This is a genomic window from Blautia sp. MCC283, assembly GCF_018785565.1.
Classification (GTDB): Bacteria; Bacillota; Clostridia; order Lachnospirales; family Lachnospiraceae; genus Blautia_A.
This window is the reverse complement of sequence record NZ_WQQB01000032.1, coordinates 24592-48130: the sequence shown is the minus strand read 5'-3', so window position 1 is coordinate 48130 and position 23539 is coordinate 24592. Positions and strand designations below refer to the sequence as shown.

Annotated in this window: 23 protein-coding genes and 1 tRNA gene; 22 read left to right on the top strand and 2 right to left on the bottom strand. The window is 43.1% G+C overall.

The genetic code is table 11. The features are described from left to right. Positions 1 to 89 precede the first annotated feature (89 nt). From GPK81_RS11285 to GPK81_RS11195, 19 genes are all read left to right on the top strand, one after another. On the top strand, positions 90 to 1556 hold the full coding sequence (locus GPK81_RS11285; RefSeq protein WP_118064381.1) for a serine hydrolase: 1467 nt from the start codon (positions 90 to 92) through the stop codon (positions 1554 to 1556). Positions 1557 to 1649: 93 nt separating this feature from the next. Beyond that, the gene (locus GPK81_RS11280; RefSeq protein WP_021977561.1) at positions 1650 to 2021 is read left to right on the top strand and encodes a RidA family protein; all 372 of its coding nucleotides are present in this window, start codon (positions 1650 to 1652) and stop codon (positions 2019 to 2021) included. Positions 2022 to 2198: 177 nt separating this feature from the next. Then, a complete protein-coding gene (locus GPK81_RS11275) occupies positions 2199 to 3464 on the top strand; it encodes a sn-glycerol-1-phosphate dehydrogenase (protein WP_021977562.1) in 1266 nt (421 codons plus the stop codon). Between the two features lie 70 nt (positions 3465 to 3534). Next, positions 3535 to 4026, top strand: a complete 492-nt coding sequence (gene ispF / locus GPK81_RS11270; RefSeq protein WP_118064411.1) for a 2-C-methyl-D-erythritol 2,4-cyclodiphosphate synthase — start codon at positions 3535 to 3537, stop codon at positions 4024 to 4026. 1 nt (position 4027) lies between these two features. Beyond that, positions 4028 to 5437, top strand: a complete 1410-nt coding sequence (gene cysS, locus GPK81_RS11265; RefSeq protein WP_021977564.1) for a cysteine--tRNA ligase — start codon at positions 4028 to 4030, stop codon at positions 5435 to 5437. Beyond that, complete coding sequence (locus GPK81_RS11260) at positions 5422 to 5847, top strand: Mini-ribonuclease 3 (RefSeq protein WP_021977565.1); 426 nt, start codon at positions 5422 to 5424, stop codon at positions 5845 to 5847. The genes cysS and GPK81_RS11260 overlap by 16 nt, the downstream gene beginning before the upstream one ends. Before the next feature lie 10 nt (positions 5848 to 5857). Continuing rightward, positions 5858 to 6583 (top strand): 23S rRNA (guanosine(2251)-2'-O)-methyltransferase RlmB, encoded by a 726-nt coding sequence (rlmB, locus tag GPK81_RS11255; protein ID WP_118064413.1) that lies wholly within the window; start codon positions 5858 to 5860, stop codon positions 6581 to 6583. Between the two features lie 30 nt (positions 6584 to 6613). Next, on the top strand, positions 6614 to 7207 hold the full coding sequence (gene sigH, locus GPK81_RS11250; RefSeq protein ID WP_118064383.1) for an RNA polymerase sporulation sigma factor SigH: 594 nt from the start codon (positions 6614 to 6616) through the stop codon (positions 7205 to 7207). Between the two features lie 74 nt (positions 7208 to 7281). Then, positions 7282 to 7659, top strand: a complete 378-nt coding sequence (locus GPK81_RS11245) for a hypothetical protein (RefSeq protein ID WP_021977568.1) — start codon at positions 7282 to 7284, stop codon at positions 7657 to 7659. A gap of 163 nt (positions 7660 to 7822) precedes the next feature. Continuing rightward, positions 7823 to 7895: transfer RNA gene (locus GPK81_RS11240), tRNA-Thr, on the top strand. A gap of 114 nt (positions 7896 to 8009) precedes the next feature. Then, positions 8010 to 9677 carry a glutamine--tRNA ligase/YqeY domain fusion protein gene (locus GPK81_RS11235; protein WP_021977569.1) on the top strand — a complete coding sequence of 556 codons (1668 nt, stop codon included), beginning with the start codon at positions 8010 to 8012 and terminating at the stop codon, positions 9675 to 9677. 163 nt (positions 9678 to 9840) lie between these two features. Beyond that, on the top strand, positions 9841 to 10446 hold the full coding sequence (locus GPK81_RS11230; RefSeq protein WP_118064385.1) for a Maf family protein: 606 nt from the start codon (positions 9841 to 9843) through the stop codon (positions 10444 to 10446). 8 nt (positions 10447 to 10454) lie between these two features. Then, positions 10455 to 11120, top strand: a complete 666-nt coding sequence (locus GPK81_RS11225; protein WP_021977571.1) for an HAD family hydrolase — start codon at positions 10455 to 10457, stop codon at positions 11118 to 11120. Positions 11121 to 11137: 17 nt separating this feature from the next. Next, positions 11138 to 11395, top strand: a complete 258-nt coding sequence (locus GPK81_RS11220; RefSeq protein ID WP_021977572.1) for a hypothetical protein — start codon at positions 11138 to 11140, stop codon at positions 11393 to 11395. A 125-nt stretch (positions 11396 to 11520) separates the two neighbouring features. After that, positions 11521 to 14376: a choice-of-anchor D domain-containing protein gene (locus GPK81_RS11215; protein WP_215707047.1), complete on the top strand. Its 2856-nt coding sequence runs from the start codon at positions 11521 to 11523 to the stop codon at positions 14374 to 14376. A 229-nt stretch (positions 14377 to 14605) separates the two neighbouring features. Further along, a complete protein-coding gene (gene htpG / locus GPK81_RS11210) occupies positions 14606 to 16639 on the top strand; it encodes a molecular chaperone HtpG (protein WP_118071158.1) in 2034 nt (677 codons plus the stop codon). 246 nt (positions 16640 to 16885) lie between these two features. Further along, positions 16886 to 17986: a glycosyltransferase family 1 protein gene (locus tag GPK81_RS11205; protein WP_147344080.1), complete on the top strand. Its 1101-nt coding sequence runs from the start codon at positions 16886 to 16888 to the stop codon at positions 17984 to 17986. A gap of 3 nt (positions 17987 to 17989) precedes the next feature. Continuing rightward, entirely contained in the window at positions 17990 to 18988 is a 999-nt protein-coding gene (locus GPK81_RS11200) for a Stealth CR1 domain-containing protein (protein WP_021977576.1), read from the top strand. 294 nt (positions 18989 to 19282) lie between these two features. Further along, the gene (locus GPK81_RS11195; RefSeq protein WP_021977577.1) at positions 19283 to 19615 is read left to right on the top strand and encodes a sporulation initiation factor Spo0A C-terminal domain-containing protein; all 333 of its coding nucleotides are present in this window, start codon (positions 19283 to 19285) and stop codon (positions 19613 to 19615) included. Here GPK81_RS11195 and GPK81_RS11190 read toward each other — a convergent pair whose 3' ends face one another. Beyond that, positions 19616 to 20119 (bottom strand): DUF5721 family protein, encoded by a 504-nt coding sequence (locus tag GPK81_RS11190; RefSeq protein ID WP_021977578.1) that lies wholly within the window; start codon positions 20117 to 20119, stop codon positions 19616 to 19618. A gap of 157 nt (positions 20120 to 20276) precedes the next feature. Here GPK81_RS11190 and GPK81_RS11185 point away from each other — a divergent pair, with 157 nt between their 5' ends. Next, positions 20277 to 21116, top strand: a complete 840-nt coding sequence (locus GPK81_RS11185; protein ID WP_215707046.1) for a DegV family protein — start codon at positions 20277 to 20279, stop codon at positions 21114 to 21116. 132 nt (positions 21117 to 21248) lie between these two features. Beyond that, on the top strand, positions 21249 to 21503 hold the full coding sequence (locus tag GPK81_RS11180) for a hypothetical protein (protein ID WP_021977580.1): 255 nt from the start codon (positions 21249 to 21251) through the stop codon (positions 21501 to 21503). 217 nt (positions 21504 to 21720) lie between these two features. On the opposite strand, the gene GPK81_RS11175 is transcribed toward GPK81_RS11180, so the two are convergent. Continuing rightward, positions 21721 to 21921 (bottom strand): cold-shock protein, encoded by a 201-nt coding sequence (locus GPK81_RS11175; protein ID WP_015525894.1) that lies wholly within the window; start codon positions 21919 to 21921, stop codon positions 21721 to 21723. Positions 21922 to 22246: 325 nt separating this feature from the next. On the opposite strand from GPK81_RS11175, the gene GPK81_RS11170 reads away from it, so the two are divergent. Further along, positions 22247 to 23539 (top strand): dihydroorotase, encoded by a 1293-nt coding sequence (locus GPK81_RS11170; protein WP_021977581.1) that lies wholly within the window; start codon positions 22247 to 22249, stop codon positions 23537 to 23539.

The window sequence follows — 23539 nt, the reverse complement described above, 5'->3', positions numbered from 1 at the left end:
AATTTATCCACATTGCAGACAGGAAGATATGAGACCCGGATAAAATCAGTAACTGTTAAATCCAAAGATAAGAAAAGTGAAAGAAGTATATGAGACAGAAAAAAATATTAAAAATACTGGCAGTGTGTTTCAGCACGGTAATGCTTACTCAGCCGGCATCAGCGGCGGCGCCGCAGCAGACGGCACAGGGCAGCCTTGGGTCTGTTACGGAGGAGTCCCAGATACTTCCGATTCCCGATGGAAGTGGGAAATACATTTTAAAAAGCAGTGGTTTTTACTGCCTGAATGAAGACGGAACCAGAGAAAATGCACCGGCAGTGCATTATTTTGATCATTTTGTGATTGATGGTACGGTATTTGACGGATATTATTATCATGATGAAAACGGTAAATTTGCAGCAGGAAATCCGCATATGGTCCAGATCAGAAATCTGACTGCCCCCACAGAGGACGGGAGCGGGGCGGAAGTTTCTTTTGATGGCTGTTATATGGTGAATAATCTGGGAAAACTCAGTGCTTCGCCGCAGGTGCGGTATATGGACAATCTGGTGGTGGATAAGACTACCTATAATGGTTTGTATTATTTTGATCAGTATGGAAAGATGGTCACAGATCCCGGAATACATTATCTGGAAATGAATGCGGCAGGACAGATGTTTGATGGCTATTATTATTTTGGCGGAGAAAACGGAGTCCTGGTGCAGGAAGAAGGTACCACACCGGAAGGCTTTCCTGTTGATGGAACAGGAAAGGTAGAAACAAAGGACCTGGGTATGGAGGGCCTGGAAACCAGGCTTACGGAACTTTTCGGTTCCTATGACGGTATCTGGAGTGTATATGTAAAAGATCTTACCAATGATAAGGAATTTCAGCTGAACAGCCAGCCCTTATATTCGGCCAGCCTGATCAAGGCGTTTGTTATGGCACAGACATATGCCAATATGGATACTGTTCTTCAGAGTGAAGCCGCAAAAATGAAAAAAGATGTTTCTGATCCGGCAGTCTCGACAAAAGTTAATGATCTTCTCTGGAATATGATCACAGTCAGTGATAATGAATCTTTTAATGAGCTGGTACGCCTGCAGACGACATCCGGTGTTTTTAAAGACGGGGCAGAGGCAGTGAATGCTTTCCTTGCGGAAAGTCAGTTTGCGGATACATCGGTACAGCATACCTTGAGTCCTTCCGCATCCAAAGATGCGGGGCTGGGAGGGAGAAATACCACTTCTGTAAAGGACTGTGGAGAGCTTCTTTCCCGGATTTATAAAGGGGAATGTGTATCAAAGGAAGCTTCGGAAGCAATGCTGAACCTCCTTCTGAATCAGCAGGTGACAACCAAGATCCCCAGTGGGATTTCCGCTTCTGTGGAAATCGCAAACAAGACCGGGGAGACGGATACAGACCAGCACGACATTGCCATTGTATATGGGGAGAAGACAACCTATATTCTCTGCGTAATGTCTGAGAACTGTAAATCCGGGGATGCAGTTTCGCACATTCGTGATATTTCAGGGATTGTTTACAATTATCTGAATATGCGGCTTGACCAGGATTGATTTGTGAGCTAAAATGAAAATCAGCCGAGCGGTATCTGAATGTTTCATACAAAACAGGAGGATTTCACGAGCTCACGAAAGGAGATTTTTATTATGAAGACAGTACATACAGACAAGGCACCGGCAGCCATCGGACCGTATTCCCAGGCAATCATCCATGGAGATACTCTTTACACATCCGGTCAGATCCCGGTTGACCCGGCAACCGGAGAAGTTGTGGGAACAACCATCGAGGAGCAGGCAGACCGCGTAATGAAGAATCTTGGTGCAGTTCTTGAGACAGCAGGTTCCAGCTATGAGAAAGCAGTCAAAACTGTATGCTTTCTTGCAGACATGAACGATTTTGCCGCATTTAACGAAGTATACGCAAAATATTTCGTAAACAAACCGGCACGTTCCTGTGTCGCAGTTAAGACACTTCCGAAGAATGTACTCTGTGAGGTAGAAGTAATCGCAGCAGTATAATATAAAACGAGCAGTAAATCCCCTGTCAGGAAGAGATGATCTTCCGGCAGGGGATTTTTTGCTGTGATTGATTTTTAAAAAGAAATCCTGTATAATACCAAACTGTAATATTGTATCATTCAGCGGATTGAGACGTACGCTGTGAATTATCAAGATAAGTCAGGAGGATATAAATACATGCGAGTCGATGCGGACGATTTTGCCCGACCTTGCAGCTGCGGGAGGGAGCACCACATAGACGTTAAGGAAATTGTAATTGAATCAGGAGCTATCGGGAAACTGGAAGAAGAAATGTCAGACGGAGATCTGAGAGAATACATTTCCCCGCTTCTGATCTGTGACACAAACAGTTACAAGGCAACAGAGGAACTGATGGAAGATATCTACGACCGGTGCCAGGTGCTGATCCTGGATGCCGAAGATCTTGAGGCAGATGAACGGGCCGTGGAAATTGTGGAGAATTATATGGAAGAGGACATTGATCTTGTTCTTGCGGTAGGCGCAGGTACGATCCATGATCTCAGCCGGTTTGTGGCCCATCAGTACCGGATTCCTTTTGTCTCTGTGCCCACCGCAGCCAGTTCAGACGGATTTACTTCTACAGTAGCAGATATGACATGGAACGGTGTGAAAAAGGCAGTAGCAGCATCTGCGCCGCTTTTTGTTTTTGCGGATACGGATATTTTTGCAAAAGCACCGAAGAGACTTACCGCTGCAGGTGTGTCGGATATTCTGGGGAAATATATTGCTCTGGCAGACTGGAAAATAGCCAGCATTCTTTCGAAAGAATATTACTGTGCAGAGGTGGTAAATCTGGAAACAAAAGCTGTCAGGACTGTGAAGGATAATCTGAAGGAGATTGCGGCTGGCGAAGAAGAAGCATGTGAGAAACTGATGTATGCCCTGGTGCTGTCAGGGCTTGCCATGCAGATGACCGGAAATTCCAGACCTGCATCCGGAGCAGAACATCATCTGGTACATCTCTGGGATATGGAAGTTGTGAACGGGCATCTGGATGCGCTGCACGGTGAAAAAGTTTCTGCAGGAACCATGCTGGTACTTCTGGAGTACAAGAAAATTGCGGATGCCATCCGAAAAGGAAACTGCAAAGTGCATACCTGTACAGAGGAAGACCGGGAACTTCTCCAGAGTACTTTTGGAAAAAAAGGAATTCTTGGAGCAATCGAAAAAGAAAATACGCCGGAACTTCTGGATGATGTGAGCACGAAAGAACTTTCCGATACGCTTCCCGGAATTCTTAAGATCATTGATGCACTTCCGGCGGTTACAGATATGCAGGAAATGATGAATACAGCTGGTTGTGTAAGCAGAGTCCGGGATATCGGACTGCCGGGAGAGGTGATCGAAGAGAGTCTTCGCCTTGCACCGTATACAAGAAGAAGGCTGAGTCTTTTAAGGCTTCGGAAGATGCTCACATACTGATCAGAAAAAGATCACAATAAGTTCTGTTGACTTGGCATAAATTTCAGGAAAGGCAGTGAGGAATGGTTTGATAAGAGTAGGAATGGGATATGATGTACATAAACTGACAGAAGGCAGAGATCTGATCCTTGGAGGAGTAAACATTCCCTGGGAAAAAGGCCTTCTTGGTCATTCCGATGCGGATGTGCTGATCCATGCGATCATGGATGCACTTCTGGGAGCTGCGGCTCTTGGAGACATCGGAAAACATTTTCCGGACACAGACCCTGCATATAAGGGAATTTCCAGTGTAAAACTTCTGGTACATGTTGCCGGACTTCTGAAAGAAAACGGCTATGCGGTGGGGAATATTGATGCTACGATCATTGCCCAGAAACCAAAGATGGCACCACATATTCCAGAGATGAGAGAAAACATTGCGAAAGCACTTGGAATTGAAATATCACAGCTGAATATCAAGGCAACTACAGAAGAGGGCCTTGGTTTTACAGGACAGGGAGAGGGAATTTCTTCTCAGGCGATCTGCTCCCTGTATAGAATCGGGAAATTGGAGGAAGAGTAACATGAAGATTTTTAACACACTCACAAGAAGAAAAGAGGAGTTCGTACCTCTGGAAGAGGGCAAGGTAAAAATGTATGTCTGCGGACCTACGGTTTACAATCTGATCCATATCGGAAATGCCCGCCCCATGATCATTTTTGATACGGTACGAAGATACATGGAATATAAAGGATACGAGGTTAACTATGTATCCAACTTCACAGATGTGGATGACAAAATTATCAAAAAAGCCATTGAAGAGGGTGTTTCCGCAGAGGAAATTTCCACCCGCTATATCAAAGAGTGCAAGAAAGATATGGCAGACATGAATGTAAAACCTGCCACAACCGCACCTCAGGCAACACAGGAGATCCAGGGCATGATCGACATGATCCAGACCCTTATTGACAAGGGATACGCGTATCCGGCAGCCGACGGAACCGTATATTTCCGTGTAAAGAAATTCAAAGAGTACGGCAAGCTTTCTCATAAGAATCTGGATGATCTCCAGTCCGGTTTCCGTTCTCTGAAGGTATCCGGTGAGGACCAGAAAGAAGATCCGCTGGACTTCGTACTCTGGAAACCGAAAAAAGAGGGCGAGCCGTCCTGGCCGTCACCGTGGTGTGACGGACGTCCTGGCTGGCATATCGAGTGCTCTGTCATGTCCAAAAAATATCTTGGAGAAGAGATTGATATCCATGCAGGCGGAGAGGATCTGATCTTCCCGCATCACGAGAATGAGATCGCACAGAGCGAGTGCTGCAATGGTAAGATTTTTGCAAGATACTGGATGCATAACGGTTTCCTCAACATCGACAACCGCAAGATGTCCAAATCTCTTGGAAACTTCCGTACTGTACGTCAGATCGGTGAGCAGTATGATCTTCAGGTCCTTCGTTTCTTTATGCTGAACGCGCATTACAGAAGCCCGCTGAATTTCAGTGCGGATCTGATGGAAGCAGCCAAGAATTCTCTGGAGCGTATCCTGGAAGCAGCAGGCAAGCTCAGCGACCGTAAGGACAATGCGGCAGTGGAGAATATCACAGAGGAAGAACTTGCACTTCTCAAAGAGGCAGAAGGCTTTGTTACCAAATTTGAAGCTGCCATGGATGATGATTTCAACACTGCAGATGCACTTGCTGCCATCTTTGAGCTTGTTAAATTTGCCAACACGAATGTAAACGAAAACAGCTCAAAAGAATTTGCGGCAGGTCTTTATGAGGAACTTTTCAAACTCAGTGATGTGCTGGGACTGAAGATCGAGAAGAAAGAGGAAATCCTTGATAAAGAGATCGAGGATCTGATCCAGGAGCGTCAGGCTGCAAGAAAGGCTAAAGATTTCAAGAGAGCAGATGAAATCCGTGACGAGCTTCTGAAAAAAGGTATCATTTTGAAAGATACAAGAGAAGGTGTGAAATGGCAGAGAGCTTAAGGGAGCTTAAAGAGCTGTTTGATCTGAAAGACGCAGATCTTCGGACCTATTCACCTCTGACACTGGCCTATATCGGGGATGGTGTTTATGAACTGGTGATCCGTACCATCCTTGTGAAAAAGGCAAACTGCCCGGTAAACCGTCTCCACAAAAAGGCCAGTAGCCTTGTAAAAGCGTCTGCGCAGTCTGGCATGATGGAAATTCTTGAACCGCTTCTGACAGAAGAGGAAAAAAGTGTATACCGGAGAGGAAGAAATGCCCATTCCGCTACCATGGCCAAACATGCGACTATGGCGGATTACCGGCGTGCTACAGGCTTTGAGGCACTGATGGGATATCTTTATCTGAAAGAGGATTTTTCAAGGATACTGGAACTGGTCCACGCAGGACTTGAGAAGGAGGAAATTTAAATTGACTGAAATGATAGAAGGAAGAAATGCAGTACTTGAGGCATTTCGTTCCGGCAAATGTGTTGATAAATTGTTTATTCTGGATGGCTGTCAGGACGGACCGGTTCGTACTATCGCAAGAGAAGCCAGAAAACATGATACCATCGTGAAATTTGTTCCGAAGGAACGTCTGGATTCCATGAGCGAGACCGGTGCCCACCAGGGTGTGATCGCGCAGGTTGCGGCTTACGACTATTCCACAGTGGAAGATATTCTGAAAAAAGCAGAAGAAAAAGGAGAGCCTCCTTTTATTATTCTTCTTGACAATATTGAAGATCCTCATAATCTGGGAGCGATCATCCGTACTGCCAATCTTGCCGGTGCCCATGGTGTGATTATTCCGAAACACAGAGCTGTAGGTCTGACAGCTACTGTCGCAAAGACTTCTGCCGGTGCCTTGAACTATACGCCGGTTGCCAAGGTTGCCAACCTTGGACAGACGATTGATGAGCTGAAAGAAAAAGGAATCTGGTTTGTGTGTGCGGATATGGACGGAGAAGTGATGTACCGCCAGAACCTGACAGGTCCCATTGGCCTTGTGATCGGAAACGAGGGAAATGGTGTCAGCCGTCTTGTAAAGGAAAAATGTGATTTTACTACCGCGATCCCGATGAATGGAGACATTGATTCCCTCAACGCTTCTGTAGCGGCAGGAGTGCTTGCATTTGAGATCGTGAGACAGAGAATGGCAAAATAACAGATACAGCTTAAGCTGTTCGGAGAAAAAATGTGCCGATATAATGAGACAGAGGACGAAGTTCTTATTCAGAGGCTTCGTGCCGGAGAATCCATGATTGCAGATTATCTGATGGAAAAGTACAAAGGTCTGGTCAGAAAAAAGGCAAGGGCCATGTTTCTTATTGGCGGGGATACCGACGATCTGATCCAGGAGGGTATGATCGGGCTGTTTAAAGCAGTCCGGGACTACCAGCCTGACAGGGAAACATCCTTTCAGTCCTTTGCGAATATGTGTATTGACAGACAGATCTACAGCGCGATCAAAAGTTCAAACCGTCAGAAACATCAGCCGCTGAATACGTATATATCCTTAAGTGACAGGGAAATGGAAGAAAATCTCAGAGATTCCTGTACGGAACATGATAATCCGGAAGCAATCCTGATTGACCGGGAAAATGTAACAGCGCTGAAAAAAGAAATGAAAAAGAGCTTAAGTTCTCTGGAAAATCAGGTGTTTCAGCTGTATATTGCGGGAAATGGCTATGTGGAGATCGCGGAAATTCTGGGTAAAACGCCGAAGGCTGTTGATAATGCCCTGCGAAGAATCCGCAAAAAAATGAAACGTTGTTTTGGAGAAAGTTAATTCCCCTCTTTTCTTTTGGATATAAAAGTATTAAAATGATGTTAAAAACAGCGGAACAAGAAAGGAGACCAATTATGGCAAAGATTAATAAATACTGGGGACTGGTTGCAGTAGGAGCTCTTACTGCGGCAGCAGCAGGAGCTATTGCAGCGATCATATCCAGAAAATCTGTATGTGAAGACGATTTTGAAGATGACTTTGACGATCTCGATGATCTTGAAGAGGATGAGAAGAAAGAAGAAAAAGAAGAGAAAGAAGTTTTCCAGGACTGGGACAAAACCGCATCTGAGACTGTAGAAGTTTCCAAAGAGACAGAAGAAGAGGATACAAAAGAAGCACCGGCTGAAGAAGAGACGGAAGCTGAAACAGAGACAGAGGAAGCTGCAGCTGATGAGGCGGAAGAAAAAACAGAAGAGGCAGAAGCTTCTGAGGATGCAAAATCAGAAGAGTAAAAAGAGAATCCTGTGCGCTGTGTCCGGGGACTGCAGTACACAGGATTTTTATGCGATAGTCATGAAAATACAAATTTTTAAAAAAATAAAAATAAAGTATTGACAATATGAAAGTCATCTGATAATATAAACAACTGTGAGCGGCACAAACGTCGCGAAACAAGCTGCTGTGGCTCAGTCGGTAGAGCGTCGCCTTGGTAAGGCGGAGGTCACGGGTTCGATTCCCGTCAGCAGCTTTTTTTGTGTCCAAAAACAGACAATTTTTTGTTTAAATACAGGTTTTGCGGGTTTCAAAAACTCCAAATATATGATAAGATAAAACATCAGGACGATATCTAGGAGGGAGAATCATGGACAACGAGACAGTTTCCAAAAACTTTATTGAGAATATTATAGACAAAGATCTTGAAGAAGGCGTTTATGACACTGTGCATACACGTTTTCCACCGGAACCGAATGGTTATCTTCATATCGGACATGCTAAGTCCATTCTTTTAAACTATGGGCTTGCAAAGAAATACAACGGAAAATTTAACCTTCGTTTCGATGATACAAACCCGACAAAGGAGAAATCCGAATTTGTAGAATCCATCAAGGCTGATGTAAAATGGCTTGGCGCAGACTGGGAAGACAGACTTTTCTTTGCTTCTGATTATTTTGACCAGATGTATGAGGCCGCTGTGAAGCTGATCAAAAAAGGCAAGGCATTTGTCTGCGACCTGACTGCAGACCAGATCCGTGAGTACAGAGGAACTCTTACAGAACCAGGTAAAGAGAGCCCATACAGAAACCGTACTGTAGAAGAGAACCTGCAGCTTTTTGAGGAGATGCGTGAGGGCAAATACGGAGACGGAGAAAAAGTTCTCCGTGCAAAGATCGATATGGCATCTCCGAATATGAACATGCGTGACCCGGTTATCTACCGTGTAGCACGTATGACACATCACAACACTGGAGACAAGTGGTGCATCTATCCGATGTATGACTTTGCTCATCCTATCGAGGATGCGATCGAAGGCGTGACTCATTCCATCTGTACTCTGGAATTTGAGGATCATAGACCGCTCTATGACTGGGTTGTAAAAGAACTGGAGTATCCGCATCCACCGAAACAGATCGAGTTTGCCAAACTGTACCTTACCAATGTTGTCACCGGTAAACGTTACATCAAGAAACTTGTTGAAGACGGAATCGTAGATGGCTGGGATGATCCGAGACTGGTATCAATCGCCGCACTTCGCCGCCGCGGATTTACACCGGAATCTATCCGTAAATTCGTAGAGCTCTGTGGCGTTTCCAAGGCCAACAGTTCTGTGGATTACGCAATGCTTGAGTACTGCATCCGCGAGGATCTGAAACTGAAACGTCCACGTATGATGGCGATCCTTGATCCGATCAAGCTTGTGATCGACAATTATCCGGAAGGACAGGTTGAGTACCTGGAAGCTCCGAACAACATGGAGAACGAGGAACTTGGAACCAGAAAGATCCCGTTCAGCGGAGAACTTTATATCGAACGTGATGATTTCATGGCAGAGCCTCCGAAGAAATACAAACGTCTTTATATCGGAAATGAAGTCCGTCTTATGAATGCATATTTTGTAACCTGCACAGGATATGAAGCAGATGATGACGGAACGATCCGTGTGGTTCACTGTACTTATGATCCGGAAACCAAAGGTGGAAATGCACCGGACGGACGTAAGGTAAAAGGAACCATCCACTGGGTGGAGGCATCCAATGCAGGTAAAGTTGAGGTAAGACTTTACGAGAACATCGTAGATGAAGAGAAGGGTGTTTACAATAAAGAAGACGGATCTCTCAATGTAAATCCAAACTCTCTCACCGTGACGAGCGCTTATGTTGAGCCGGAGCTTCTGAAAGCAAAAGGCTACGACAGTTATCAGTTTGTCCGCAACGGATTCTTCTGTGCAGACATCCATGACTCCAAAGAGGGCGCACCGGTATTTAACCGTATTGTGTCTCTTAAGAGTTCTTTTAAACTGCCGAAGGCATAAGATCAAAACAGCAAATTATATATAAAAGACAGTACGCCGGGATGTACAGAAATCCCGGCGTATTATATTTTATGATCCGGAAGGAATTCTCTTTTGACAATTCCGGTTGCACCTCCTTCCGTAAAAGGTTATACTGATAACACAGAAAGAGAGGAATACACACATGAGAAAGATTGTGCTTGCTTCTGCATCTCCCAGGAGACGGGAGCTTTTAAGCCAGGTGGGAATCACATTTGAGGTAAAACCTGCCAGTGGTGAAGAACGGATCACCAGCACAGAGCCCTCGAAGGTGGTTGAGGAACTTTCCTTCCAAAAGGCCATGTTTACCGCACATGCGCTGGAAAAAGAACAGGCGGATGATCTGGCGGACATTCTTATAATCGGAGCGGATACCATAGTCTCCTATGAAGGAAAGATCCTTGGTAAACCTTCAGACCCGGAGGCAGCAGTGAAGATGCTGAGTATGCTGCAGGGAAATACACACCAGGTATATACGGGTGTGACAGTTCTTGTAAGAGAAGAAGAAAACTGGAAAGTTCATACGTTTCATGAATGTACAGATGTAATTTTTTACCCGGTAACAAAGGAAGAGATCGCAGAATATGTAAACAGTAAAGATCCTATGGATAAGGCAGGAAGCTACGGAATCCAGGGTGCCTGGGGTGCTTATGTGAAAGGAATCCGCGGCGATTACAACAATGTAGTCGGACTGCCTGTGGCAAGGCTGATCTATGAGACAAAGAAACTTGGAATAAACCTGAGAGGATGAATGACAAAATGATAAAAGCTTGTATCTTTGACCTGGATGGAACGATTGCAGATACACTGGAGTCCATGGCATATGTGGCAAATGAGATCATGGAAAAGTTTTCCCTGAAACCGCAGCCGACAGATAATTTCCGTTATTACAGCGGTGAAGGCGCGGATATGCTGATCAAAAGATGTCTGATCGATGCCGGAGATCCGGATCTGGTCCATTATGAAGAAGTCCGGGAACTTTACCGTAAAAAATTTGATGAAGATCCCCTGTATAAAGTTGTACCATATAAGGATATGCCGGAAACCATTCAGAAACTGAAAGATGCGGGATTAAAAATGGCCGTATGTTCTAATAAACCGCATATTGCGGCACAGAAAGTCGTAAAAGCGATCTATGGAGATGTTTTTGACGAGGTAATGGGACAGCAGGAGGGAATCCGAAGGAAACCGGCACCGGATGGTCCGTTAAAGATCGCGGAAGAATTCGGAGTAAAACCGGAAGAATGCATGTATATCGGAGATACAAAAACGGATATGCAGACAGGTAAATCAGCCGGAATGTATACAGTAGGTGCACTCTGGGGCTTTCGTGACCGCAGGGAACTGGAAGAAAACGGCGCAGACATTGTAGCAGCGGTACCGTTGGAACTGGTTGCTATTTATGAGAAGAAAAATAATAAATAAAGGAGGACTTTTTTAAAATGTATAAGAAAGAATATGTCCAGACATTTCTGGAAAAACAGGGACAGCTTTTTGATGAGCCGGTAGCAGATGATTTTGAAGAGGCAGAGGCATTTCTGGAAGACTGTATGGCAGTAGTGCTGGATTCTCTGAAAGATGTAAAAAAATATCTGGATGGAATGGGTGCAGATGTAGAGGGACTTTCCCTGAAAGAACTGGAAGAAGAAAGTGAAGTGTTTAAACTTCCAGATGGAAAATATCTCATTGTTGAAGGCTGAGAGAAAAAACGGAAAGCAGAAATTACATCCTTGAAAATTAAATATGGTAAACTTGCATCAACAAAGGAAAGAATGCATAAATCTGAAAATGCAGGAAAACATAAGGATGTAAAGGAGGATGGAATATGAGGAAAAACAGAGTACTGGCAGTGATCATGGCCGTGCTTATGATGGTTACATTACTTCCATCTATGGTGTTTGCCGCTGCGGTTCCCCAGGGAGCTCTGGATGGCAAACTGAAAGTTAAGGGAACAATTGCAGTAGGTGTTACCTTAAGCGCAGATTATTCCAAGGTAAAGCCAGAAGGAATTACAGATGATTATGTGAGTTTTTCGTGGTCACTGAAAGATGGTGATGTGCTCACCGAAGTAGGAACAGATAAAACCTATAAGGTTGAAGAAAAGGATCTGGGATTTCCCATTGTTCTTAAGATCACAGGAAAAGAAGAAATGGGAATCAGTGGCGAACTTACTGTAACAACACAGGAAGTTTCCGCAACGGAGGAAGATGCCAAAGCTCTTGCACAGCAGAAGAAGACAGAAACATCTACCAGCGAGAGCGGATCAGATGAGACTTTGGAGCAGGATTCTCAGGACAGCACCATTACGATCACCGGATTGGGAGAAACTGATACAGATTCCGGAAATACCGAAGAGACAGAGGATTCGACAGAAGATCAGGCAGAGGATTCATCAGATACGACAGCCGGATCTGATGAAAAAACTGTTGAGACCGGGGAAACGAAAGCACAGAATGGTGACAGTGCTTCAACAGAAGAACTTACATATTCCGCAGTTGTATCCACAGAAGACGGAAGTGGTGTTTTAAATTTCGGAACTGTAACAGAAGGTTACACAGAGATACCGGAAGTACAGTATGTTACGATTACCAATACCGGAACTGCAGATCTGAATTTTAAAGAAATTTCTCCGGAGAATTTCATGGCTGAAGATATTAATGGACAGCCACTGAAAAGCGGAGAGCAGATTACGGTATGGGTAAAACCAAGAGAGGGACTGAACGCCGGAGAATATAAAGATCTGATCACATATCAGACAGAAGAAGGCGTGGATGTTTTCTTTGAGGCGGATCTCACTGTAGAAGTACAGACAGATGACGGGAATAACGGGAACGCGGATGCGGGGAAAGCATCGGAACCATCCGACAGTGAAGAAGGACAGTATGAACTGACAGCAGATCCTGCAGAGATTCCTTTTGATGACCTGACAGAGGGCTATACGGAGGTTGATCAGACAAGAACTGTAACCATAAGAAATACAGGTACAGAAACGGTAACTCTGAAACAGCCGCAGTCAGACAATTTTGATATTGAACCTGTCAGTGAAGGTGAAAATAATGGAGAAATCATGCTTGCCCAGGGCGATGAGCAGATGTTTACAGTTCAGCCAAAGCTGGGACTGGAAGCAAAAGATGATCCATATGAGGAAGATCTTGTTTTTGCCACGTCGGACAATAAGGCGTCAGCAGCTGTGAAAGCAAGCGTATTGGTAAATGGGGACAGTTTCACTGAAAATTCTGTAGATATTACCCCAAAAGATCTGAATTTTGGAGAGCTGGAACAGGGATATTCCAATGCCCCGGAAGCACAGACTGTAACAGTTACCAACACAGGTACGGAAGCGATCCGTCTGGTACAGCCAACAGCCAAGAATTTTGAAGTAGGAGCTCTTTCGGCTGAGGTACTCAATCCGGGCGAAGATAATCAGGCAACTTTTACTATCCAGCCCAAAACCGGCCTTTCTGCAGGAGAATACAGTGGCAAGATCAGAATTGTAGATAAAGATGGAAATATAGATGAGAACGTTTCGGTCTCCTTTACTGTAACGAAACCGGAACCGGTGTATGATCTTTCGGTCAAACCGGAAGAAGGTCTGAATTTCGGTACGGTGAACGAAGGTTATAAAGATCTTCCGGAAGCACAGACTGTAACAGTTACCAACACCGGTAACACAAAAATCACACTGCAGCAGCCAACCGGAAAAAATTATACCGTAGGAGCTCTTTCACAGACAGAGCTTGAGGCGGGAAAAAGTGCAACCTTTACAGTGCAGCCGAAGAAGGGTCTTTCCAAAGAAGAATATCTGGAAGACATTGTAATTTCCAACAGTGCAGATGTATCTGCTTATATTACTGCGTATTTCAGTGTTCGAAAAAATACTGATAACAGTGAGAAAGAGAATGATCTTACCGGAATCCGAAAACCATCATCGATCACAGATCTTCCAAATGGGACAGAGAAAACACAGAAAGCGCTGAAACTTCCGGAAACTGTGACGATCACAACAACAAAGGGAGAACAGAAAGCTTCTGTGAAATGGGATGTGAAAGGCTGTTCTTATGACCCTTCCTCTGTGGACAGACAGACATTCAATGTAAAAGGAACTGTTACACTCCCCGATGGTGTGAAAAATCCTGACAAGATCAGTACGGTGATTGCGGTAAGTATTACTGTAAATGCATATAAAGGTTCCGGGGTAAAGGAATCTGATAACAAGATCACGGGAATTGATCCCAATGGAAAATATGATACAAACACGAAAATCACTTTCACAGCGGTAGGCGCTGGTATGGATAACAGCAATCCGGTGAAGGGAGATACCCGTTTCCAGCCAAGGAGCTGGCAGATTACGGAAAAGCGTGACTGGGATTCGGAACCATATACAGCAACTTTCCGCGTAAGCAAACCAGGCGAGTATACACTGAAAGTCAATTTTGTGCAGCAGAGATATGACGGCTCCAGATGGACAGATACAGATGTCCAGTCTGAAAGCAAAGTTACATTTACTGTGTCACAGGCGGAGATCCTTACAGCAACACCAAGCCCTGCAGTTACGCAGTCCAGCCAGAAATCAGCGGTACAGACAGGAGACAGTACACCGATCATGACATTTGTGATCATCCTGATCGCTGCAGTTGTATGTATTGGAGGAATTCTTATATACCGCAGAAAGAAAAAATAAAAGCAGAATTATAAAAGATTCCCCTCGTGCATGAGAAATGTGTGAGGGGAATCTTTTTGCGTATGAAAAATTTATAGCCGACATTGTTACTAGCACTCGAAAATGGCGAGTGCTAAATTTTTCTTGACTTTTGCAAAAAGTCGTATTAGTATATATTTATTGAAAAAAACAACAGGTTTCCGGGTTTACCGGAACATAGGAAATAAAAAACAAAAGGAGAGTGACATACATGTCAGCAAAACATGGAAGTTTATCAATCAACAGTGAAAATATTTTTCCGATCATCAAGAAATGGTTATACTCCGATCATGACATTTTTGTAAGAGAAATGATCTCCAATGGATGTGACGCAATCACCAAACTGAGAAAACTGGAAGTTATGGGTGATTATACATTCCCGGATGGCTATAAACCGGCAGTAAATGTTATCGTAGATCCAGATCAGAAAACCCTGAAGTTTATTGATAATGGTATCGGTATGACTGCAGATGAGGTAGAGGAATATATTACACAGATCGCTTTTTCCGGTGCAACAGAATTTCTTGAGAAATATAAGGATAAGACAACAGATGATCAGATGATCGGTCATTTCGGACTTGGATTTTATTCCGCGTTTATGGTTGCGGATGAGGTACACATCGATACGCTTTCTTATAAAGAAGGATCTGCACCGGTTCACTGGACCTGTGACGGTGGTACAGAATATGAGATGACAGATGGAAACAAGACAGAACCAGGAACTGAGATCACACTTTTCCTTAATGAGGAGAGCCTGGAGTTTGCCAATGAGTACCGTATGCGTGAAGTAATCGAGAAGTACTGTTCTTTCATGCCGGTAAACATCTATCTTTCCAAAGCAAATGCAGAGCAGGAGTATGAGACTATCGATGAGGCAGATCTCCGTGAGGATGATGTAGTTGTTGAACATATCCACGAAGATGCCAAGACAGAGGAGAAAGAGAACGACAAAGGTGAAAAAGAAGTTGTAGAGGTATCTCCGGCAAAGGACAAAGTAAAGATCAACAAACGTCCGGTATCTTTAAGTGATACACAGCCGCTTTGGATGAAACATCCGAATGAGTGCACAGACGAAGAATATAAAGAGTTTTACCGTAAGGTATTTATGGATTACAAAGAGCCACTGTTCTGGATCCATCTGAACATGGATTATCCGTTTAACCTGAAAGGTATTCTGTATTTCCCGAAGATCAGAACAGAGTATGATTCCATTGAGGGAACAATTAAACTTTATAATAACCAGGTATTTATTGCAGACAATATCAAAGAGGTGATCCCGGAATTCCTTCTTCTCCTGAAAGGTGTGATCGACTGCCCGGATCTGCCACTGAATGTATCCCGTTCCGCACTGCAGAACGATGGTTTTGTAAAGAAAATCTCCGAGTACATTACCAAGAAAGTTGCGGATAAACTGACTGGAATGTGCAAGACAGACAGAGAATCTTATGAGAAATACTGGGATGATATCAGTCCGTTTATCAAATTTGGCTGCATCAAAGATGCGAAATTCGGCGAAAAGATGAACGACTATATCCTTTTCAAAAATCTGGATGGCAAATATCTTACTCTGAAAGATTGTATTGAGGAGAATAAGAAAGAAGAGAAGACAGAAGAGAAAACTTCCGAGGAATCCAAGAATGAGGAACCTGAGAAAACAGTGATTTATTACGTAACAGATGAGGTACAGCAGAGCCAGTACATCAATATGTTCCGTGAGGCCGGGAAAGATGCGGTAATCCTTAAACATGTGATCGATTCTCAGTTTATTTCTCATCTTGAGCAGCAGGATCAGAACGTACAGTTCAAGAGAATTGACGCAGATCTTACAGAAGAGCTTCGTGAGGATGGCGAGACAGATGAAGCAACGGTTAAAACTCTGACCGATGTATTCCGTAAAAATCTGGGTAAAGATAAACTGGAAGTAAAGGTAGAAAAGCTGAAAAATGAGGGAACAGCAGCGATGATCACTCTTCCGGAAGAGAGTCGCCGTATGCAGGATATGATGAAGATGTATAACATGTACGGAATGGATCCGAATATGTTCGGAGGACAGGAGGTACTTGTTCTGAATGCAAATCATCCACTGGTGAAATTTATAGCTGAGAATCAGGAATCTGAACATGTGCCGGTAATCTGCGAACAGCTTTATGATCTGGCTATGATGAGCCATAAGCAGCTTTCTTCTGAAGAAATGACAAAATTTGTAAAGAGAAGTAACGATATCCTTATGGTTCTTACCAAATAAAAAACATCGAAAAAAGGCTTTGCCCCTGTGGCAGAGCCTTTTTTGGGCTGAATGTGGATTTCAGATATCCGCTTGGCGCGGATTCGATTAAAAATTTCCTGCAATACATAAAAATTTCGAAATTACAGAAAATATCAGAGAGAATGTTACAATAACATTTACCATATGTTAATTTTATGTTATATTTGTAATATGGATTTATAGAAAAGCGGATATCTGTTATCCAGAATAAAGAGAGGTATATAAGTGAGAGTATTGCAGGTTGGCTTAGGTAACATAGGAGGAGGCTTGGAAGCTTTCGTCATGAATTATTACCGGGAGCTTTCGAAAATGGATGTGCAGTTCGATTTTGTCTGCATGTATGGTAAGATCGCTTATGAAAAAGAAATAAAAACACTTGGAGGCAGGATTTTCTATGTTCCCAATGTGAAAAAGAATTATCTGGGATATGTGAAACGATTTAAACAGATATTAAAAAAAGGAAATTATGATGTGGTGCATGTGAATATGCTGTCCGCAGCCAATATTGTTCCATTGCGGCTGGCATCGAAAGCCGGAGTCAGGAAGGTGATCGCTCATTCTCATAATTCTTCCTGTCCGGGAATGGTACGAAAATTCATGCACTGGTGCAACCGTGCCCGCATCAAAAGATATGCCACAGATTTTTTTGCGTGTTCGGAGGTGGCGGGAAGATGGCTGTTTGGGAATGAAGATTATGATGCCGGTAAGGTAGTTATCGTACACAATGCGATATCTATGGAACGCTATCTCTTTTCGGAAGATCATCGTGCGATTGTCCGCAGTGCGTTTGGCTGGGGAAACCGGTTTGTTGTAGGTCATGTAGGACGGTTTGATCCACAGAAAAACCATGAGGGGCTTCTGGATATTTTTAAGGAGATCCTGAAGAAGAGACCGGATGCTGTGCTGGCACTTGTAGGAAGCAGAGGCGGTCAGTATGAAAATATTCTGGAACGGGTAAAGAGTGAAAACCTGGAGGATAAGGTGTTTTTTCTGGGAAAGAGAACAGATATCGGAGCCTTTCTGTCTGCGATGGATGTATTTCTTTTTCCTTCTCTTTACGAAGGATTGCCCTTTGCACTTGTGGAAGCGCAGGCTAACGGACTTACCTGTGTGATTTCAGATACAATTTCCAGAGAAGTTAATGTGATTCCCGGACAGTTGAAACCACTTTCTCTTGGAACATCTCCCGAAAAATGGGCAGAAACTGTGGTAAGAGCAGGAAAAAGGCCGCGAGTCGGGAAGGAAGAGATTTATCAGGGACTTGTAGAAGGACATTTTGATATTTGCCGGGAGGCGCGACGATTGAAAAAACTGTACGGAGAATAAAAAATGGAAAAAATTGATTTTGTCATTCCCTGGGTAGATGGATCAGATCCGGCCTGGAGAGAAGAATTTCAGCGTTACAGTCCGACAAAGGGGACGGATGCAGGAGAGAACAGATATCGGGACTGGAATAATCTGAGGTACTGGTTCCGCGGAGTAGAAAAGTTTGCGCCCTGGGTAAATACAGTATGGTTTGTTACCTGGGGACATGTTCCGCAATGGCTTGACAGAAATGCGCCGAAGCTTCGGATCGTTCGCCATGAAGATTATATTCCGTCAAAATATCTGCCGACTTTTAACTGCAATCCGATTGAATTGAATTTTCACAGGATTCCCGGTCTGGCAGAGAAATTTGTGTATTTCAATGATGATATGTTTCTCCTGAGGCCTGTAGAGCCTGAGATCTTTTTTAAAAATGGTCTCCCAAGAGATTGCTGTATTGAAACCGCAATTGCACAGGATGATATCCGAAATCCTTTTGCGCATATTCTTCTTAATGATATGGCACTTGTAAACATGCACTATAAGAAACGAAAAGTTATCAAAAAAAATTTCAGAAAGTGGTTTCATCCTTCTTATGGAAACATGCTGTTGAGAAACATTCTTATGATTCCTTATCAGGAGTTTTCCGGGTTTAAGTATACCCATGTTCCAAGTGCGTTTTTAAAATCTACATTTGAAGAGGTCTGGAAGCGGGAGGGGGAAGTACTGGATGAGGTATGCAGGAACCGTTTTCGCAGTGTATTTGACGTTAATCAGTATCTGATGAAGTACTGGCAGTATATGGAAGGAACTTATGAACCGCAGTCTCCGAAAATTGGCCGTTTTTATAAGACAGGACTGGAAGACCAGAAGATCCTGGAAACGATCGCGGGGCAAAAGGCGGCTATGCTGTGCATCAATGATGAAGGAGGCAGCCAGGAAGAGTTTTTGAAAATGAGGGAGGCTGTAATAGAAGCCTTTCAGAAAATCCTTCCGGAGAGATCGTCCTTTGAACAAAAATAAGTATTTTCATGCTTGAAGATGGTATCAGGAAATTTATCTGGTATCATCTTTTTTATATGCACATATTGTTATTTTAATGACAATACGTGCATCTTTAACACAATTATATCTGTTTTATATAAGATAATGGATATTGCACTTGAATTATAGAAATAATATAGAAGATAATTCAAATCCGTATCTAATATGTAAAAAATAAATTTTCAGAAGAAAGCGAAAAAATCAAATAAGTGTCGTATTATATATGAGGATATTTTCCTAAAAAAGAAAATGCGCAAAACGGAGGGAAGATGTATGAAAAGAATATATGGACTGATCAGAAAACTTGGAGCGACTTCAAAATATAAGGGGTATTTCTTTGTAGCAGAAGCTGTAAAGATTTCCATGCGGCATCAGTATAAACCTATGCATATCACAAAAGATATTTATCCATGTCTGGCAACAAAATATAAATCGACTCCTACGAATATAGAACACGATATCCGAACATTGATCAATGTCTGCTGGGAAGGAAATAAAAGTTTTCTGGATGAGATCGCGGGATATCCTCTGGAATACAAGCCTACCAATAGTCAGTTTATTGATATGCTTGCATATTATTTGAGAGAAATGGAAGAAGAGAACTGATCACAGTTTTTCAAAAAGTATCTGATTCTGGTTCAGAAAATGGAGAATCATATCATCCCAGAACTGTTCCGGCTGTTTGGTCATTAAAAATGTTTTGAGAGAGGTTCCGGTAGTACAAAGAAGCGCGTTATTTTTAAATTGGAGATTTAAGTAGAATCCGTCAATCTGCTCGGAAGAAATTCCCAAATCTGTATTTCTCATAGCAGCCTCAATTCCATTACGGCTTAAGTGCAAGACAATCTTAAAGCTTAAGGGAGTGCGTTTTCCACGTATTACGGACCAGCAGAAAGGTCTGATTTCTTTCCACAGAGAATGGGTCCGTCCATGTTCCGTAAGTTTATTCAGGCTGTCTGTGTCAAAAAAGTCTCTTTGAAGTCTGCCGTCGATCGTAAATGTGTTGAAGGTTGTTATCGATGCTTCAGACAGGCAGAATTTATCAAATACTTCTCCTATAAAAAGCTTGTTTGTAAAATCCCGGATATCTGTGATTTTTAATGCCAGCATGTTACACTTCCTTTCTTGCTTGATTATGTGTAGACATTATAGCGCAGATAACGAAAAAAGGACAGACTTTTTAAAAAACTCTTTTCAAATACGTGTTTATGTGATACCATAGATGTGGTATTGAATACTACATATAATGGAAAAGAGGACGATATAATTGAGTTATAAGATTGCGATAGATAGCTGCGGAGAACTGCTGAATGAATGGAAAGATGATGAGAGAATTGAAGCTGTTCCGTTAACACTGATGGTTGGTGGCGAGAGTATTATGGATGATGAAACTTTTGATCAGAAAGATTTTCTGAAAAAGGTTGCTGCATGCCCGGAATGCCCGAAATCTGCATGCCCGTCTCCGGAACGCTACATGAAAGCTTACGAATGTGAAGCAGACCATATTTATGCAGTTACACTTTCTTCTGAACTGAGTGGCTCCTACAACAGTGCGGTTCTTGGAAAGAGTCTGTTTCTGGAGGATAACCCCGGGAAAAAAATCCATGTATTTAATTCCAGGTCTGCATCCGGTGGAGAAAGCCTGATTGCCATGAAGATCGTGGAATGCGAAGAAAAGGGACTTTCTTTTGAGAAAATTATAGAGACTGTAGATAAGTATATTGAAGAAATGAGTACATTTTTCGTACTGGAGAATCTGGAAACTCTGCGTAAGAATGGACGTCTGAGCAGAGTAAAGGCTCTGGTGGCCAGTGCACTGAAGATCAAACCGGTTATGGGATCTACTCCGGAGGGAAGTATCTGTCAGCTTGATCAGGCCAGAGGAATGAACAAGGCAATTGTGAAGATGGTGGAACATGTTGGAGAAAAAGGAATCAATATCCATGAAAAGACGGTTGCCATCACACACTGTAACTGTCCGGAAAGAGCGAAGATGCTGGAAGAAGCTATCCGGGAGAGACTGAATCCTGCGAAGATCGTTGTTATGGATACTGCAGGGGTCAGCAGCATGTATGCAAACGATGGAGGCGTTATTGTGGCTGTCTGATCTTATGACAGCAGAAGCTTTTGGTCTGCAGTTCAGAAAATTATCACATTTCTTTCTGGAGTTGCTGCTTTCCTTTTGAAAACAGATGTGCTATAATAAACGAAGTATTTGAATCGGCAAAGGAGAACAACAATGAGCCAGAAGAAAGTTGACAAATATAAAAACAACAAATTTGGACGAAGCAGTGCTCAGAAGAAAGAACGGGTGGAATTTGTTCTTGAGATGGCGGCGTGGATTCTGATCGCAGCACTGTTTGTAGGCTGGATCGGCTATTCCGCTTACGCGAAGATCCAGGCGAAAGAGGCCAGTGTGAAAGTAGATACAGTAATGGATACATCAGCACTGACAGATTATATTTCAGGATTATCATCAGACAGCGCCGAGTAAGGGATTATTTGACCGGATCAGGCAGCGAAGGCAGATTACAGATATTTGTTTGACGACAGTGACAGAAATAGCTAAAAATGAAGAGATCTCCAGGATGTATAAATGAGCATCCCGGAGATTTTTTTGTATAGAATAATATAATAAAAAAACAGGTCTGCTCTGGAGCAAACCTGTTTTGACTTATACGTTTCTTATGGTTATAGATTTATCTGGTAAATTATAACTTTGTAACGTTAGCAGCCTGCATTCCGCGAGCGCCTTCTGTTAAGTCGTAGGATACAGCCTGTCCCTCTTCAAGAGATTTGAAGCCTTCACCGTTGATTGCGGAGAAATGTACGAATACATCCTGTCCGTCCTCACCTGTGATAAAACCATAACCTTTTTCTGCGTTGAACCACTTTACAGTTCCCTTGTTCATTTTGTGTTACCTCCATAGAAATAAAAAAGTTAAAATAGCCTTCTGATGATAATAAAAAATCACCAGATTTTACAGACTATATTCATGTAAATATAATCTCTAAAAACTAGTGATTTTACATTAAATATCTTGCCATGTTCTGATTATATAACCCGTGTTTTGAAATGTCAAGGAGAAAATTCCGGCAATTTCAGTACATAAAACAGGACTGAATGGCTTTGTAAAAAAATTCTTTATAAAAAGAGAATTTTCGTGTATGATATAATAGAATGTAAGCGGATTGAAATATCCACTTGATAAAAACCAGGATGAGAGGAGAACATAAATGGGGATTCTGATTCGAGGAGGCCGGATCGTGGATGCGGCCACAGATACGGATAAAACAGGCGACATTTATCTGGAAGACGGGATCATCACGGAAATAGGGCAGAAGCTGAAAAAGAAAGATGGAGACCGTGTGATTGATGCAAAAGGAAAGCTGGTCATGCCGGGAATCATCGACCTTCATGTCCATTTTCGTGATCCGGGACAGACACATAAGGAAGACATTATGAGCGGTGCGGCGGCAGCTGCCCATGGAGGTGTGACAACAGTAGTTGCCATGCCAAATACAACTCCTACCATTGATAATCCGGACAGAGTAAATTATGTACATAATAAAGCGGCCCAGGTTTCCGGCATTCATGTGCTTCAGGCAGGTGCTGCCACGAAGGGTGAGAAGGGAACGGAGCTTTCGGATATCGCAGGAATGGTAAAGGCCGGTATCCCGGCAGTTTCCGAAGATGGTAAATCAGTGATGAATACAGCACTCTGTAAAGAAGCAATGAAAATTGCGGCAGAATGCGGAGTTCCGTTTTTTGATCACTGTGAAGATATTGACCTGCGTGGGGACGGATGTATGAACGATGACGAGAATGCCAGAAGACTGGGACTTCCGGGAATCTGCAATGCGGTGGAGGATACCATTACGGCCAGAGATATCATTCTGGCGCTGGAAACAGGTGTGCATCTTCACCTCTGCCATTGTTCCACTTATGGTGATGCCGAGATGATGAAGTTCGTAAAAGAAAAAGGATATGATAATATCACGGCAGAAGTGTGCCCTCACCATTTTATCCTTTCATCTGATGATATAAAAACCGATGATCCGAATTACAAGATGAATCCGCCTCTTCGTACACCGAAGGATGTGGAAGCGCTGAAACAGGGGTTGAAAGATGGTACCATTGAGGTAATCAGTACAGATCACGCACCACACAGTGCAGAGGAAAAAACAGGTTCCATGAAGAATACGCCATTTGGAATCGTAGGACTTGAGACAAGCCTTCCGCTTACCTACACAGAGCTGGTAGAAAAAGGTGTGATTACATTAAAACAGATGGTGGAGAAGATGTGCCTGAACCCTGCAAAGATTCTGGGACTCGAAAGCGGAACGCTGCAGGAAGGCCACCCGGCAGATGTGATTATTGTAGATACGGAGCAGGAGTATACTATCGATAAAAATAAATTTGTTTCCAAAGGTCACAATACGCCATTTGACGGATGGAAAGTAAAGGGAAAAGTTCTTTATACCATCTGTGACGGAAAAATTATATTTGAAAATCAGGAGGAGAAATAA

What these genes read in the sequence shown, in the direction of transcription:
- GPK81_RS11195 (WP_021977577.1), top strand. Translation starts at nt 19,283, where the DNA reads ATGAAAAGAATATATGGACTGATCAGAAAACTTGGAGCGACTTCAAAA.
- GPK81_RS11285 (WP_118064381.1), top strand. Translation starts at nt 90, where the DNA reads ATGAGACAGAAAAAAATATTAAAAATACTGGCAGTGTGTTTCAGCACG.
- GPK81_RS11220 (WP_021977572.1), top strand. Translation starts at nt 11,138, where the DNA reads ATGTATAAGAAAGAATATGTCCAGACATTTCTGGAAAAACAGGGACAG.
- GPK81_RS11260 (WP_021977565.1), top strand. Translation starts at nt 5,422, where the DNA reads ATGGCAGAGAGCTTAAGGGAGCTTAAAGAGCTGTTTGATCTGAAAGAC.
- GPK81_RS11180 (WP_021977580.1), top strand. Translation starts at nt 21,249, where the DNA reads ATGAGCCAGAAGAAAGTTGACAAATATAAAAACAACAAATTTGGACGA.
- GPK81_RS11235 (WP_021977569.1), top strand. Translation starts at nt 8,010, where the DNA reads ATGGACAACGAGACAGTTTCCAAAAACTTTATTGAGAATATTATAGAC.
- GPK81_RS11230 (WP_118064385.1), top strand. Translation starts at nt 9,841, where the DNA reads ATGAGAAAGATTGTGCTTGCTTCTGCATCTCCCAGGAGACGGGAGCTT.
- htpG (WP_118071158.1), top strand. Translation starts at nt 14,606, where the DNA reads ATGTCAGCAAAACATGGAAGTTTATCAATCAACAGTGAAAATATTTTT.
- GPK81_RS11215 (WP_215707047.1), top strand. Translation starts at nt 11,521, where the DNA reads ATGAGGAAAAACAGAGTACTGGCAGTGATCATGGCCGTGCTTATGATG.
- GPK81_RS11225 (WP_021977571.1), top strand. Translation starts at nt 10,455, where the DNA reads ATGATAAAAGCTTGTATCTTTGACCTGGATGGAACGATTGCAGATACA.
- rlmB (WP_118064413.1), top strand. Translation starts at nt 5,858, where the DNA reads ATGATAGAAGGAAGAAATGCAGTACTTGAGGCATTTCGTTCCGGCAAA.
- GPK81_RS11190 (WP_021977578.1), bottom strand. Translation starts at nt 20,119, where the DNA reads ATGCTGGCATTAAAAATCACAGATATCCGGGATTTTACAAACAAGCTT.
- GPK81_RS11280 (WP_021977561.1), top strand. Translation starts at nt 1,650, where the DNA reads ATGAAGACAGTACATACAGACAAGGCACCGGCAGCCATCGGACCGTAT.
- GPK81_RS11200 (WP_021977576.1), top strand. Translation starts at nt 17,990, where the DNA reads ATGGAAAAAATTGATTTTGTCATTCCCTGGGTAGATGGATCAGATCCG.
- GPK81_RS11170 (WP_021977581.1), top strand. Translation starts at nt 22,247, where the DNA reads ATGGGGATTCTGATTCGAGGAGGCCGGATCGTGGATGCGGCCACAGAT.
- sigH (WP_118064383.1), top strand. Translation starts at nt 6,614, where the DNA reads ATGTGCCGATATAATGAGACAGAGGACGAAGTTCTTATTCAGAGGCTT.
- GPK81_RS11175 (WP_015525894.1), bottom strand. Translation starts at nt 21,921, where the DNA reads ATGAACAAGGGAACTGTAAAGTGGTTCAACGCAGAAAAAGGTTATGGT.
- GPK81_RS11245 (WP_021977568.1), top strand. Translation starts at nt 7,282, where the DNA reads ATGGCAAAGATTAATAAATACTGGGGACTGGTTGCAGTAGGAGCTCTT.
- cysS (WP_021977564.1), top strand. Translation starts at nt 4,028, where the DNA reads ATGAAGATTTTTAACACACTCACAAGAAGAAAAGAGGAGTTCGTACCT.
- GPK81_RS11275 (WP_021977562.1), top strand. Translation starts at nt 2,199, where the DNA reads ATGCGAGTCGATGCGGACGATTTTGCCCGACCTTGCAGCTGCGGGAGG.